The 13,787-nt window shown below is 48.7% G+C and carries 18 protein-coding genes; 6 read left to right on the forward strand and 12 right to left on the reverse strand.

All coding sequences use genetic code 11. From position 1 onward, the window contains the following. Window positions 1-413 precede the first annotated feature (413 nt). Together BO18_RS20550 and BO18_RS20555 are read right to left on the reverse strand one after the other, a co-directional pair. Window positions 414-869 (reverse strand): hypothetical protein, encoded by a 456-nt coding sequence (locus BO18_RS20550; RefSeq protein WP_034449292.1) that lies wholly within the window; start codon window positions 867-869, stop codon window positions 414-416. Between the two features lie 55 nt (window positions 870-924). Then, complete coding sequence (locus BO18_RS20555; protein WP_034449293.1) at window positions 925-1,836, reverse strand: hypothetical protein; 912 nt, start codon at window positions 1,834-1,836, stop codon at window positions 925-927. A gap of 169 nt (window positions 1,837-2,005) precedes the next feature. Between BO18_RS20555 and BO18_RS20560 the strand changes: the two genes are divergently transcribed. Continuing rightward, window positions 2,006-2,584 carry a flavin reductase family protein gene (locus BO18_RS20560; RefSeq protein WP_034449295.1) on the forward strand — a complete coding sequence of 193 codons (579 nt, stop codon included), beginning with the start codon at window positions 2,006-2,008 and terminating at the stop codon, window positions 2,582-2,584. A gap of 45 nt (window positions 2,585-2,629) precedes the next feature. Here the strand turns inward: BO18_RS20560 and hydF are convergent, their stop codons facing one another. From hydF to BO18_RS20600, 8 genes are all read right to left on the reverse strand, one after another. Then, on the reverse strand, window positions 2,630-3,790 hold the full coding sequence (gene hydF, locus BO18_RS20565; protein ID WP_034449298.1) for a [FeFe] hydrogenase H-cluster maturation GTPase HydF: 1,161 nt from the start codon (window positions 3,788-3,790) through the stop codon (window positions 2,630-2,632). Between the two features lie 148 nt (window positions 3,791-3,938). Next, the gene (hydG, locus tag BO18_RS20570) at window positions 3,939-5,354 is read right to left on the reverse strand and encodes a [FeFe] hydrogenase H-cluster radical SAM maturase HydG (RefSeq protein WP_034449300.1); all 1,416 of its coding nucleotides are present in this window, start codon (window positions 5,352-5,354) and stop codon (window positions 3,939-3,941) included. Window positions 5,355-5,415: 61 nt separating this feature from the next. Beyond that, the gene (gene hydE, locus BO18_RS20575) at window positions 5,416-6,477 is read right to left on the reverse strand and encodes a [FeFe] hydrogenase H-cluster radical SAM maturase HydE (protein ID WP_185752534.1); all 1,062 of its coding nucleotides are present in this window, start codon (window positions 6,475-6,477) and stop codon (window positions 5,416-5,418) included. Then, entirely contained in the window at window positions 6,470-6,727 is a 258-nt protein-coding gene (locus BO18_RS20580) for a TM1266 family iron-only hydrogenase system putative regulator (protein ID WP_034449302.1), read from the reverse strand. Before BO18_RS20580 ends, hydE begins: the two co-directional genes overlap by 8 nt. A 195-nt stretch (window positions 6,728-6,922) precedes the next feature. After that, window positions 6,923-8,113 carry an aldo/keto reductase gene (locus BO18_RS20585; protein ID WP_034449304.1) on the reverse strand — a complete coding sequence of 397 codons (1,191 nt, stop codon included), beginning with the start codon at window positions 8,111-8,113 and terminating at the stop codon, window positions 6,923-6,925. A gap of 92 nt (window positions 8,114-8,205) precedes the next feature. Then, entirely contained in the window at window positions 8,206-8,985 is a 780-nt protein-coding gene (locus BO18_RS20590; protein ID WP_034449307.1) for a CPBP family intramembrane glutamic endopeptidase, read from the reverse strand. Further along, window positions 8,972-9,430 carry a DUF3021 family protein gene (locus BO18_RS20595; protein WP_034449308.1) on the reverse strand — a complete coding sequence of 153 codons (459 nt, stop codon included), beginning with the start codon at window positions 9,428-9,430 and terminating at the stop codon, window positions 8,972-8,974. The genes BO18_RS20590 and BO18_RS20595 overlap by 14 nt, the downstream gene beginning before the upstream one ends. Continuing rightward, window positions 9,427-9,885 (reverse strand): LytTR family DNA-binding domain-containing protein, encoded by a 459-nt coding sequence (locus tag BO18_RS20600; protein WP_034449310.1) that lies wholly within the window; start codon window positions 9,883-9,885, stop codon window positions 9,427-9,429. The genes BO18_RS20595 and BO18_RS20600 overlap by 4 nt, the downstream gene beginning before the upstream one ends. A 304-nt stretch (window positions 9,886-10,189) precedes the next feature. Between BO18_RS20600 and BO18_RS20605 the strand changes: the two genes are divergently transcribed. From BO18_RS20605 to BO18_RS35010, 5 genes are read left to right on the forward strand one after another with little or no spacing between them, the layout of a single operon-like run. After that, the gene (locus BO18_RS20605) at window positions 10,190-10,558 is read left to right on the forward strand and encodes a hypothetical protein (RefSeq protein ID WP_185752535.1); all 369 of its coding nucleotides are present in this window, start codon (window positions 10,190-10,192) and stop codon (window positions 10,556-10,558) included. Window positions 10,559-10,611: 53 nt separating this feature from the next. Then, window positions 10,612-11,412: a hypothetical protein gene (locus tag BO18_RS20610; RefSeq protein ID WP_034449315.1), complete on the forward strand. Its 801-nt coding sequence runs from the start codon at window positions 10,612-10,614 to the stop codon at window positions 11,410-11,412. A 19-nt stretch (window positions 11,413-11,431) separates the two neighbouring features. Next, window positions 11,432-12,229: a hypothetical protein gene (locus tag BO18_RS20615; protein WP_034449316.1), complete on the forward strand. Its 798-nt coding sequence runs from the start codon at window positions 11,432-11,434 to the stop codon at window positions 12,227-12,229. Between the two features lie 32 nt (window positions 12,230-12,261). Then, window positions 12,262-12,477: a hypothetical protein gene (locus tag BO18_RS20620; RefSeq protein ID WP_034449318.1), complete on the forward strand. Its 216-nt coding sequence runs from the start codon at window positions 12,262-12,264 to the stop codon at window positions 12,475-12,477. Window position 12,478: 1 nt separating this feature from the next. Then, window positions 12,479-12,640, forward strand: coding sequence for a hypothetical protein (locus BO18_RS35010; RefSeq protein WP_185752536.1), 162 nt, complete (start codon window positions 12,479-12,481; stop codon window positions 12,638-12,640). A gap of 29 nt (window positions 12,641-12,669) precedes the next feature. Here BO18_RS35010 and BO18_RS20625 read toward each other — a convergent pair whose 3' ends face one another. Together BO18_RS20625 and BO18_RS20630 are read right to left on the reverse strand one after the other, a co-directional pair. Further along, window positions 12,670-13,194, reverse strand: coding sequence for a flavodoxin domain-containing protein (locus tag BO18_RS20625; RefSeq protein WP_034449319.1), 525 nt, complete (start codon window positions 13,192-13,194; stop codon window positions 12,670-12,672). Next, a complete protein-coding gene (locus BO18_RS20630) occupies window positions 13,191-13,667 on the reverse strand; it encodes a MarR family winged helix-turn-helix transcriptional regulator (protein ID WP_034449321.1) in 477 nt (158 codons plus the stop codon). Before BO18_RS20630 ends, BO18_RS20625 begins: the two co-directional genes overlap by 4 nt. Window positions 13,668-13,787: the final 120 nt, after the last annotated feature.

Here is a 13,787-nt window from a genome sequence, read left to right on the forward strand (position 1 = left end):
TGAATTATTGCCTCCGCGGGATAATTTTCAGAGGTGAAATTATCCCAAAAGTTCAAATATGCTTCACTTGGGATAATTTCCGGTCCGTGTTTTATCCCAAACTGCGAGAAATACTCATCTTGGGATAATTTCGAGCTCAGAATTTATCCCAAAGTCCCGAAAAATGTCTCCATGGGATAATTCGGGGCAAAGTCAGCTGATATCGTTTTGAAGTCTTTTACTAAATCTCGATACCTCATGCTGAAAATATATCCCAAAGGCTTGAAAATCTCCCAACCGGGATACTTTCACAGTTTGCGGTATTAATAATCACGCTATTTTCAACTGCACCGTCTTCCCGAAAATAATACCTGCAGCAAAAAACAAACGGCGGTCAAAAGGCCGCCGCTGTTGTTTCAAATTTAAACTTAATATCAGATCTCGTCTGCGGGAATGAAAGGAAGTTCGATTCCGCCGTCATCATCGATGGAAATCGTCGCAGAGGATTCGGTCGACTCTGAAGACTGTGTCGCTTCAGTAGCAGTGGTACCCTCAGTAGCTGAAGTACCGCTCGTGCCCTGTGTCTCGTTTGAGCCTGAGCCAGAGCCTGAACCTGAATTCGTTGAATCTGTGGTCTCGCCTGTATCGACATCGAGCTCGGGCATGATGATCTCCTCACCTGCATCTGTCGGAGCAAGTGTCTCGTCAGAAGTTGCAGACGTGTCTGCCGCACTGGTTTCTGAAGATGCGGTCGTAGTAGTCGTAGCAGAAGTCTCGACCGGAACCGCCTGATCCTTGTTGCATGACTTAACGCCGAGAAGCACTCCGACGACAATGAGAAGCGCCGCGATCACAACCGATAAAATGATTATAGTTTGCTTCTTATTCATAACTGTTACCTTCCAATTCAAGCGTCATTATAACATACATGCAGGAAAGTTCCGTTCACCTTACAATCGGAACATGAGTCCAGTTCAGATCGATCAGATCAGGGGACAGATTCTCATTCAATGGACCGCATACCGAATAGTACTTGTCCCATGCTTCCCGGCCGTGGCAGGACGCGTCAGAGCTCTCATATGCTTTGCCGTCATAGTGCCAGCTGTCACCTTCGAAAAGCGAGTAATTCGGTATGGGCAGACCGTCGTCATCTGTGCCTTCGTATTCCGTGATGAGTTCGTAAACGACGTCGAGTTTCTTCGTCTCACTGTTATATCTGTAGACGTCATCGATATGCAGAGAAGCTCCGCCGGAACCTGAATTGACGAACATTCCGCCACCGCAGTATTCGAGGTGGCTCCTGGACCAGCCGGCTGCGACTATCTTGTATTCAGCGCCTTCCATGGTGACAACACCGTAAACCGTAATGTGCGTGTAGTTCTCGCCGTCGACATACTGTTCGCCGATTATGAGCTCATCTGTGCCGTCATTGTCGATGTCGTGAAGGATGTATGAGAAACCGTTCATCAGTTCGTTTGTAAGAAGTCCCTGGGTTCCTTCCGAAGGAATGACCGTATCGCCTGTATAGTCGGGTCCGTAGTACCAGACATCCGTCTGCTCGGATATAGCTTTCTTATAGTCTTCGATAAAACGCTCGTAAGGATTCTCTTTTGCGGCAGTTGTCGTTGCTTCCGTACTCTCTGTCGTAGTTTCTTCGGTTGCAGGATCTTCGGCCGTTTCCAAACTCTCATCGGCAGCGGCAGATGTCTCACCGCCGTCCGATTTTTTCGTATCCTCCGCAGTAATCCTGGTCAAATCTCCGCCGTCATTTTCAGCTGCCTTGCAGGACGCTGATATTAAGGCTAAAGATACGCACAGCGCTGTGCACGCGAACTTGATCAGCAATGATCTTTTCATTCTGTTCACCCCATAAAACAAGTATTGATCAATCGCATGTAAACTATCACAACATGTACGGTATGTAAACCGCAAAAATCAACAACGATGTATGGATTGCCGGCCGCCATTTCGAAAAGGACAACGTCCGCATGTTATAATATCCGCATCAATTAAAAGGGGAACTCACATGACTAAGATAAGCCTTAAACCATATAACGACTATTGCCCTCAGACACTCTTCTTATACGGTACGAACAATGAGGACGGCACGCCGGATCTCGGACTGTTCTGCTGGTTCAGCTACTACTGGGACAATGAGATGGGAGTGATGTGCGCGATAGGCGGAGACAAGCGCACCAGGGAAAATATCGAGAGAGAAAAGATCTTCTCCGCAAATCTCGTTACGGAAGAACTTCTGCCACTGGCAGATTATCTCGGATGCACCAACGGCAAAAACGCGGACAAGATGAAGCTTGGTCTTGATATCGGAAGAGGAAGGGTTCTTGACGTCCCCGTCCTTGAGAATTCACCCGTGAATTTCGAACTCGAAGTAAAGGACTTTTTCCCGCAGCATGACGGTGTCGTAATGCTCTGCAAGATGCGCAACGTCCTGCAGGATGAGGAGCTCGCGGCAGAAGATGTTACTGCAGCCGACAAGCTCTTTAAGATCGCTCCCGTAAGAACGACATGCAAGCATTATTTCGGTTACAAAGGCCAAGACCTGGGTCCCTGGGGCGGGCCCATGAAGTCACTTAACAAAGACTGATCAGACCTTCGAGAATCAAGTTTTCGAAAATCAGGCCTTAGCAGATCAGACCTTTGTAAACTCAATGACCCTGTCCAGTATCCCCTTCATCTTTCCGATGGCGATACCGTAATTTGTCATGGGGATGCCCTGCTCTTTTGCCTTGCGGTAACGGCTCGCGACTTCGGTCTCACCAAGCATGCAGGCACCGCAGTGAATTATGAGATCGTATCCGGAGATATCTTTCGGGAACTCGAGTCCCGATGTGAACGAGAACTCAAAAACCTTACCCGTGTATTCCCTGATCCATCCGGGAAGCTTTACAGTTCCGATGTCTTCACATTGACGGTGATGCGTGCATCCTTCGCTTATCAGGATCTTCGCCCCGTCATTCAATTTGTCGAGCTGATCTGCGCCTTCGACGGACTGGTCGAGTATGCCTTTGAAACGCGCCATGATTATCGAGAACGATGTAAGCGTTATGTTCTCAGGAACGATCTTAGAGACCTTCGCGAAAGCCTGGCTGTCGGTGATGACGAGCTTTACGTCGCCGACCTTTTCGAGCGCGATGGAGAGTTCCGTATCTTTCACTACAACAGGTATCGCTCCCGCGCCCAAAAGATCACGGATCACCATCTGCTGCGGAAGGATTAGACGGTCCTTCGGAGCGGACTTGTCGATGGGAACAACGAGCACAACGATGTCGCCTTCTTCGACGAGATCGGATACGAGCGGACGCACCTTGCGCTGCTTTATTATGACCGCAACGCGCTCTTTGAGTTCTTCTATTCCCTCGCCTTTCAGAGCGCTCACGAACATGGTCTTATCAGGGTCTGTGCCGGGATCGGCGACAAGGTCGAGATCGCTCTTGTTTACTACTACCAGATAAGGTATCTTCCGCTTTTCGAAAGCATCGATCAGCTGCTTTTCGTCGTCGCCTATACCGATGCTTCCGTCGATCACAAGGATCGCGATATCGGTCTCGTCAATGACTCTTATGCTCCTCTCGATCCTCTGGTTTCCGAGTGTTCCTTCATCGTCTATGCCCGGAGTGTCGATTATTATGACAGGTCCCAATGGAAGCAGCTCCATCGTCTTCCGGACGGGGTCGGTCGTAGTTCCTGCCACATCTGAAACGATGGACAGTTCCTGCGAAGTGAATCTGTTCACAAGGCTTGATTTGCCTGCGTTGCGGCGTCCGAAAAAGGCGATGTGTGTGCGTTCCATTGTATACCTCTCATAGTTTTACGGATTGTACAATCCGCAATGAAACATTATGCGCTTCTATAATTCTATATTCTGCAATTCTGATAATGATTGTACGAGCGATTTCCGCACAAGCGAAGCGCGGAGGACCTAAGCGAGTACAACATTATCAGAATCTGAAGTCTCTTTCCCCGTTCTCGATAGCGACAAGTCTGTCTCTTAAGACAGCGCGTGCCTTCTCATTCGTAACATCGGGGATGTTCTTTTCGATCAGGATCTCACCTGCTGCGCGCGTCTCGGGAGATGCGTAGTCAACAAGATATTCCTTAAGAGTCATGAGCGCGTTAGGCAGACAGCAGTTCTGTATCTGCTTTGCCTTGCAGAGCGCCATAAACCTGTCGCCCGTTCTGCCTTCACGGTAACATGCCGTGCAGAAAGAAGGAACGTAATCCATGTCGATGAGCCACTTCATGACCTCATCAAGTGAACGTGTATCGGATACGTCGAACTGTGCTGTCTCGTCAACTCTCTCCTCGTGAGTATAACCTCCGACTGATGTTCTCGAACCTCCGGAGATCTGTGAGATGCCGAGGTGCAGAACGCGCTCTCTGGACTTCTGTGATTCACGTGTGGAAACGATCATGCCGGTATAAGGGACAGCGATTCTGATGCATGCGACGATCTTTGCAAAGATGTCATCGTCTATAGCGTTCGTGAAATCATTAACGTCGATGTCGTCCGCAGGGCAGAGTCTCGGAACGGAGATCGTGTGCGGGCCTACGCCGTGAACTGCCTCAAGGTGCTCAGCATGCATGAGGAGTCCGGCGAACTCATAGCGGTACTTATCAAGTCCGAAAAGAACTCCCAATCCGACATCATCGATGCCGCCTTCCATCGCTCTGTCCATTGCCTCAGTATGGTAAGCATAATCGTGCTTGGGGCCTGTCGGATGGAGCACTTCATAAGATGCCTTGTGATATGTCTCCTGGAAAAGGATGTATGTTCCGATTCCTGCCTCGTGGAGCTTTCTGTAGTTCTCAACTGTTGTAGCTGCAATGTTGACGTTTACACGTCTGATCGCGCCGTTCTTGTGCTTGATCGAATAGATCGTCTTGATGCTCTCGAGGATGTATTCGATCGGGTTGTTTACAGGATCCTCGCCTGCCTCGATGGCAAGCCTCTTGTGGCCCATGTCCTGAAGAGCGATGACCTCGTCCCTGATCTGATCCTGGGTGAGCTTAACTCTCGGTATAGTCTTGTTCTTGCCGTGATAAGGGCAGTAGATGCATCCGTTGATGCAGTAGTTGGACAGATAAAGGGGCGCGAAAAGAACGATCCTGTTGCCGTAGAAATCCTTCTTGATCTGCTCTGCCAATGCATAGATCTCCTCGTTCTTTTCAGGGATGTCGCATGCGAGCAGGACTGATGCGTCGCGGTGCGAGAGGCCCTTTCTTTCCTTTGCCTTTTCGATGATGGAATCGATGAGTTCGGCGTTGCTCTTGTTCTCGTCAGCATATTTGAGAGACTCCAGGATCTCGCCATCGTCGATGAATTCTTCTGCTTTCAGTGATTTGGGATCGTACATTTTCATTTACCTTCCTTTTTAGTTTTCCCGAGCACCACCCGTGCTCCCGTTTTGTTTCCGTTTAATGTTCTTTCACGTATTTAATGTTGTCGCCCCTGTCGGTAACGATCTCGTAGCCTATCCGGCTTATCCTGCTCTTCAGACAGTTCATGCATTCGGCGGCTTCCTCGCCAGTGCATATCTTGTTGTCGTACAGGTCGTATTTCTTTCTTACGCCGACCGGTGACAGATTGGGCATCACGACATTCGCACCGGCAAGTATGCCCAGTTCTCTTCCTCTCGGATCGATGGTTCCCAAAGCCGTCGTCGCCGGCAGAAGGACCGTTGGCAGCATCAGTCTGATGATGCTCAGAAGATAAAGGACAAGATCCAGTTCGCCTGCTTTCCGGTCAGCGAAGACAGTATCCTTATGCGGTATGAACGGACCTATTCCGACCATCTCGGGATCGAGTTTTTTGAGGAACAGCAGATCGTCTGCAATGTTCTCATTCGTCTGGTAAGGCGAGCCCACCATGAATCCCGCACCTGTCTGGAAACCTATCTTCTTGAGATCGAAAAGACATCTCTGCCTGTTCTCAGCCGAGAGATTTGCCGGATGGAGCTTTGCGTAGTGACCGTAGTCTGCCGTCTCGTGCCTCAGCAGATATCTGTCAGCACCCGCGTCGAAAAACGATTTATACGTCTCATAACTCTTCTCGCCGATTGAGAGCGTAACCGCGCAGTCAGGATGTTCGTGCTTTATCGCCCTGATGATCTCTGTCATCTTATCGTCGGTAAAGAATTGATCTTCGCCGCCCTGAAGAACGATGGTCCGAAAGCCCAGGCCGTAGCCGTAAGAAGCGCATTCGACGATCTCGTCAATTGAAAGTCTGTAGCGCTGTGCATTCTTATTGCCGCACCTGATCCCGCAGTAGTAGCAGTCGTTCCTGCAGTAGTTGGTGAACTCGATGAGCCCTCTTACGAAAACCTTATTTCCGTAGTATTCCCTTGCCCTGGCGGAAGCCTTTTCAGCAAGTGTTTTCTGTATCCCGGGAGTACGGTTTTCGAGAAGATATATTATCTCGTCGCGTGTGATATCACCTGTTGTGCAAAGCTTTTCTGAAATGACCTTTATGTCAGTCATTGGAAGAGAGTCTCGAATAAGTCGTCTTCGCAGACACACCGTCCAGCATTCCGAGCTTGCCTGACACTGAATTGATCAGGCCCTCCGGTGCATCGACAACGACGCTGATGATGGAGATATTCCTCTCACGATAAGGGATACCCATCCTGCCGACGACATAATCCCTCACTTCGTGAAGAATGTCGTTGATCTGCGCAACTGATTCGGGATTCTCGACAATAATGCCGATGATAGCAACTCTTGTCTCCATTTGACCTCCTTTCGCCCCCGTGGAGCAAACAAGGTTCTGAAGCATTTTAAGTATGAATATTTACTTAAAGCCTTCCGCGTCAGGACGAACCTTCCGCATTCAGAACTGACATTAAGTTAACATCCCGCAGAAGCAAAAGCAATCACTGCGGGAGCATGTTAAAAAAGAAGTCACTTTTCAATGGTTTTACTGAACCTAAGACGCACCGCCGGCCTTTTTCTTCTTGCCGAGCATCGCCCGCTTGGCGGCCTTCAGATATATCTTCTGCCACCACGGTCTGAGATTCTTATCCGCTTCCTTAAGCTTCTCCCTGATCGGTATGCTCTGGGGGCAGTGCTGCTCGCACTTTCCGCACTGCACGCATAATGAAGCATCAGCGGGAGTCATTCTAAGCGCGATCGTCTGGAAATACTCAAGACGTCCGGAGCTCTTGTTCTCGGAATACATGTGGTTATAGCACGAGAAGATCGCGGGGATGTCGACGCCTCTGGGACACGGCATGCAGTATCTGCAGCCGGTGCAGTTCACCTTCGTGCTCTCTATTATGTAGTTTCTTATCCTGGCGATGAAATCCTTCTCGTTTTGCGTAAGCGAGCCGGCTTCAGCCTCCGACGCGATGCGGCAGTTCTCCTCGACCATTGCGATGGAATTCATTCCCGAGAGAACGCATGTGATGTCTTCCTGATCCCAGAGCCATCTGAATGCCCATTCCGCAGGAGACCATCCGTGAGGTTCGTTCGCGATCTCGCGCTTTGCCTTCTCGGGCAGGAGATCTACGAGTTTTCCGCCGCGCAAAGGCTCCATTATAAAGACCTTCAGTCCCTTCTCGGCAGCAGCGTGTATGCCTGCCCTGCCCGCCTGGGTATGCTCGTCCAGATAGTTGTACTGGACGAGGCAGAAATCCCAGTCGTAAGCGTTCAGTATGCTCTTGAAGGTATTCGTATCACCGTGGAAGGAGAAACCTATATTCCTTATCTGTCCGCTCTTCTTTTTCTCAGCGATCCAATCCTCAATGCCGATCGCCTTGAGTTTCTCCCACTGGGCGAGGTCGGTCATGTGGTGCATCAGATAGTTATCGATATAGTCGGTCCTCAGACGTTTCAGTTCCTCTTCAAAAGTCTTGTCGAGGCCCGCCCTCGTCTTGATGAGGTACTGGGGAAGCTTAGTCGCAAGGACGATCTTGTCCCTTATGCCGTTCTTCTCGATGATGCGTCCGACAACGTCCTCGCTGCCCGGATAGATATAAGCGGTGTCGTAGTAGTTGACTCCGAGCTCAAAAGCGCGCATGAATTCCTTCTCGGCCTTCTCGAAATCAATTCCCGCGCCGCTCTTAGTAAATCTCATGCATCCGTAACCCAGGATCGATATACCCTTGCGCTGCTGCATAGACGTCGCCTCCTTTTTCGTTAGATTATACACAAAAGAAGGCGTGTAACATTGTTACATCAGGGTAAATTCAAGGAAAATTCACCTTTTCGCTATCCTGCAATGACTCTCCTGTTCTTCACAATAAGAACGACCGTCAGAGGCACCATGACAGCCATCGTGAACAGAACGAAGAGCGCGCTCATGGCAGGATCTGTCTTTGCCGCGATCATAGGCAGGAACGAGCCGTATACGTTAGCGAGCGAGTGCAGTATGACAGCCGGCCACAGCTTGCCGGTCTTAAGCGTTACGAATCCCCAGACAAGTCCGATCGCAAAAGCGTAGAACATCTGAGCGGGACCTATCGAGATGCAGTGGGGAACGGCAAACAGAATGGCAGAGACGATCACGGCGCCCTTAAAGCCCAGGCCGCCCAGCCTCTCGAGAATGAACTTTCTGAAGAGGAGCTCTTCGAATACCGGATTAAATATCAGCAGTAAGACAATATAGAATCCGAGTTTCCCGAAAAGCTCGTCCGGCGTTATCCCCGTAGCATCATGTCCCGTTATGCGCGTGATGACCGTGACGGCGATCATCAAAGGGAACGACAGTCCCGTCTGTATCACAAACAGCTTCAACATTCCGCCGAAGCCCAAACTCATCTGAGGTTCGCAGACATAAGGCGTCTTCTTCATGCCCGTTAAGGCGAGGAAGAAAACTCCGAGTCCTATCGTATAAGGCACAACCATAGTGGCCAATACATTGCGTACCAATTCTGATAAGACACCCTCAAACACAGGGTCGATATAAGTCCTGTAAAGGAATACAACGGCGTACCAAAGCACGAGTGCCAGCGATACCCTTACGACCGTGATAATGTTATTCTTGTTCATCCCATCCATGCTCCTTTTGAAATTCAATAAGAGCATCGTTCATAAGATCAGTCTTCTTTTTGGAAACGAAATAGACGATAACCTGACCGGTCAGGAAGATCACAAGGAACAGACCGATATATAAGATCAGTTCCTTAAAATGCAGATCTCCCAAAAGCAGATGTAAGAAGATCATCGCGATGGCGAAATAGATCGGAACAAAGATGAAGTTTTTCACAACAGCAGGCTTGGAACGCGCCCACTTCGTGTCATCGAAATACACTCTGAAAAAGTTTATCACCTCTATGATACCGAACATCAGGACCATCAGCAGCAGACTTGAAGGCTGTATCAGATTGCCGTCATAGATCGAACCCAAAGCGAAGAGAACGATGCCCAACACAAAGGCAGCGGCCGTAAACACAAAAGATTTGAGAAGCGAGTTTTTGACTTTGGATTTTGTCATTTTCCGTCTCCTCCCTTCATGCCTATCGCGGTCTTGAAATCATTCACATAGTTGCGGGATACGATCAGATATTCGCCGTTCCTCAATAGAAGCTTTACCCTTCTGGAATCCTCGGGAGCAACAGATCTGACTGCCTTGATGTTCACGATCGTGCTCTTGGATATCCTGACAAAGAACTTATCCTTCAGAAAGTCTTCGAGCTCGTAAAGAGTCTTTCTGACCTTAAATACCTCTGTCGTCTTATAAGCGAAAACGTCTCTGTCCACAGCCTCGAAAAACAGTATTCCCGACATGTATAACATCTCGACATCGCCGTTCTCTTTTATTCCGGGTATCGCATCCGATGACGCCCCTATAGCCTTTATGAGATTCTCGACTTCAGCATTGCGCTCGCGGAATCTCACTTCGACTTCGGTCTCCTGAATATCAGGGCGTTCCCGTAAGAATAATTTCATCAACTGCCTCCTTCGGGAGCATTATTATCCATGGTCTTCGCTTTATTCAACCGATCCGGAACAAGAGGCACATTTGAGTGCATAAGATGACAGACCGGCATCTTTCAGTTACCAATGAATATACCACAACGGGTGTTTTTCCTTACTAAAATATATTCTTTTATAATGCGCGAAAAACAGGAACGGAACCACGACTCCATAAGTCAAACAACAAATATTTATTGATTTTCGATAAAAAATTGTTGCAAAACAGATTTTTGAGGTGTATGATTACGACATCACGGAAGGCGGAGGTACAGATGTGATGAACAGAAAACTCAAAGTCGCAATTATAGCATCAGGCACTGTCATTGCTCTTGCTTCGGGCCTGATAATGTTCATGACTTACGGAGCGCTGGACTACACTAACAGATGCGCACACATAAAAGAAAAACAGGGCATCGTCTGTGACGTCGGCGACACGCTCTCGATAGATGATCTCGCTTACTTTTCGAACTACGACGAGCGCCGGATCACCGGGATAACGGGAGGCGAAGGCGAGATCTCGGAAGACGGTTCCAGCATAACGATCACCAAAGCTGACGGCTTTGCAACGGTATATGTGCATGCACATAATAAGAACGCACCGGAACATACGGAACATGGAATAACGGTAATGATCAAGAGCACTTGAAGACAGTAATAAGCTGCAAATATCAGGGATAAAAGGAATCGGAGAAACGAAGGATGGAATTTAGAAAGATCATGATACCGCTGCTCGGCACGGTGCTACTCCTGTCGGGATGCGGCCTGCCGGATATGGACAACAAGGACTTAGCCCTCCCTGCTGACGCATCATCTTACGAGCTGTACTATGACGATGATGCCGGTGAGATGACGGTCGAATACAACGGCCGGCTCTACACATATTTCGGAGATCTCGAAGGAGACATGTCTTCGGTCAGCATCAGTGAATGCATCGGTTACATTAACCACGAAGAGAACAGGCGTTTTTTCGCCATAGCGGATGACCCTTATGAGAACTATGTGATGATAGTAAACGTCAACAGCATCAGGGGCGACCGGATGTTCCTCAGAGCTCAGGATACCGAGGGAAAGGACATTTACACACCTCCGTACATATCGTCTCTCGGTTACAGTTACTGGGTAGGTTCCGGAGTTCACCACGAGATGCCTGAAGCAGAGATACAGTTTGTCGTCAACGCTGAGAACATCAAATTCATCGAATACGCTTTCGAGGTCAACGGCATGTACGCCGGAGATGGCATGACAGGATACAAATATGAGAGAGCGCTCGAACAGGGCGAGCTCTGGAACATCGGCATATCAGAACTCCATCTGAACGGAAAAGCCGATACCGGTAAACCGTTCACTGCAAGCGTCACTTTCAAGGTCATCGATACGGATGATGTCGAACACGAAGTCAAAGGCGAATATGTGCGCGAGATGATGCTCGGCTCATTCCGCACCGGTCTCGAGATAAGATACGACGATTCGGAAGGGTATTACCTTTTCGAAGACGTCTGATAATTGAGGGAGATAAAGGATGAAGATAAAAAGATCAGTCGTCATAATATTGAGCTGCACAATGCTGCTTTCAGGGTGCTCACTGATAAACAGGAACAAGGTATCCATCAACCTGCCTGACAACGCACAGTCTTATACATCAATATACGATGAGGACACCGGAGACATAACGATAAAAACAAACGGTAAGACCTATTCGTATTTCGGCACCATAGGAGACACAATGCCCGCCACTTCCGTCAGGGATTGTTTGGGATATCTGGACGGCGACAAAAACACGAGGATATGCACTCTCACCGAAGACCCTTTCGACAACTACATAATGGTAAAGAACGTGAACGGCATCATGGAGCAGCCTCAGTTCTTCAGGGCGATGGACACCAGGAACAGGGATATCTTCACTCCCTCCTACATCGAACCGCTCGGATTTGAATGCTGGGGGTCGTCTGCCGTTCATTACGAGATGGCCGCAGCTTCGGTCGCCCTTCACATCATGACTGAAGGTGTTAAGGATGTCGGATACGAAGTCCTGATAAACGGTGAAAGCACGTTCAGCGGAGGCGTCGGATATGCATCAGGCAAGGTCATAAAAAGAGGCGAACTGTTCATCATCGAGATCACGGAATTCGAATGCGGAGAAACTATTAAAAAAGGCGAGGCCTTTAATGTGGAGATCCATTTCTCTGTTACCGATGCCAACGATGAAGTACATGAAGCCGAGGGCATCTATTACCGAGACATGATGCTCGGAGCTTACTGCAACGGACTCGAACTGAGACAAGACGATCAAAGCGGTTACTACATCCGCAATATCTGATATCATCAAACTAAATACATCTGGAGAATGGTATGAAAAAGAGATATCTGATCACATGGATCTGCTGCTTCGCACTCATTCCGGTATATGCTGCCGGGATGATGATCCTCTATGGTGATCTTGCGGTCAGATACGGCAGACCCGATCACTTTCTCGTCAACATCACGGGCATCGCAGGGCTCCTCGGTACGATCGCGCTAATTGCAGCCGGCATCGTAAATCTGGTCAAATGGATAAGGAGAAGATAGTATGGGATTCACACTCCTTCTCATGTTCTTTTATGCTCCCTTGATCGCAGGAACAATAATCGCTTTCGTAAAGAAGAAATACGCCATCGGCATAATCCTTTCCGCCATCATGACGGTGATCATTGTCTACTTGGGAATCCTCTGGCTGACGTCGCCGATGTGAGCTCCGGGCAGTCCGTTCTTTCTCTTCTCTCAGATCCCAATAGCCTCAAGTACCGGCTTCAGATATTCCCTGTCGGTGCAGTCGTATGCGGATTCACCTGCATCGACCAAAGCCTTCTCCCACACTGCCATATCTTTGGGATCCTTTTTCGCCAATGACTTGATCAGCATCTTGCAGAGCGTTCTGTCCTTGAACGACATGTTCTTAAGGTCGCACCCTCCCCTGCAGTAGAACAGCGGGATATCCGCTATAGCATCCTTCATGTTGTAGTCTCTTACCGACTTGAAATATGTCTCTTCGTATGGTGATGCGCCACAGCAGAACGCGATGACCTTCTTTCCCTTGAGCATGCCGATATTCTTCTTCAGGAACGATAATCCGTTCATTCCCGATGCATATAATCCGCCGCCGATTATCACGGTGTCGCATCCGTCCACTTCCTTCAGGTCGGCCTTGTCGGTCTCCACTGCCTTAAAACCTGTGGCCTCTGAAAGCCACTCAGCATATTTCCTTGTTGAACCATACTTTGATTTAAATAAGATTATCCCTTTCATCTCTCTATCTCCTTAAGGTTGCTCTCGATCTTTATTATCGTTTGTATCGTCTTGTTCAAGTCTTTTTCAGATATACCGTCGAACATCTTCGTCATGACATCCATACTCATGCCGTCATTCTTCTCGCAGAATCTCCTGCACTTCTTTGTCAGCACGATGCGCTGCTTTCGCCTGTCATCAGCGTCGGGAACTAACTCTATGAAGTCCTTCGTCTCAAGCTTTAAGAGGATCTGCTTCACGTTCTGATGCGAGCTTCCCAAGATGTCTGACAGTTCATTTAACGTCGGCGGCTCCTTGCACATGTTTATGCATATGATCGCGAAAAACTGCTTCCAGCTGATCTCTTCCATCATCCTGTCCGCCATCGCCTGGAAGCGGTTATCGAAAGCGCTGAGAAGCCCCAAAAGGAAGTACTGCGGCGGTATCCCGGTGAAATCTATGTTGCCGTTTTGAATAACTTCGTTTATGTTCATGCTGCATCTCCAAATAGGTAATATGTTACCGATAAGTGTAACATGTTACCTGTTTTTGTCAAGGCAAAAAAATGCAGGTCAGCTTCCGCCGGCCTGCATATACTTGTAGAACTCTAAAAC

This window comes from Butyrivibrio sp. AE2032, from assembly GCF_000702965.1.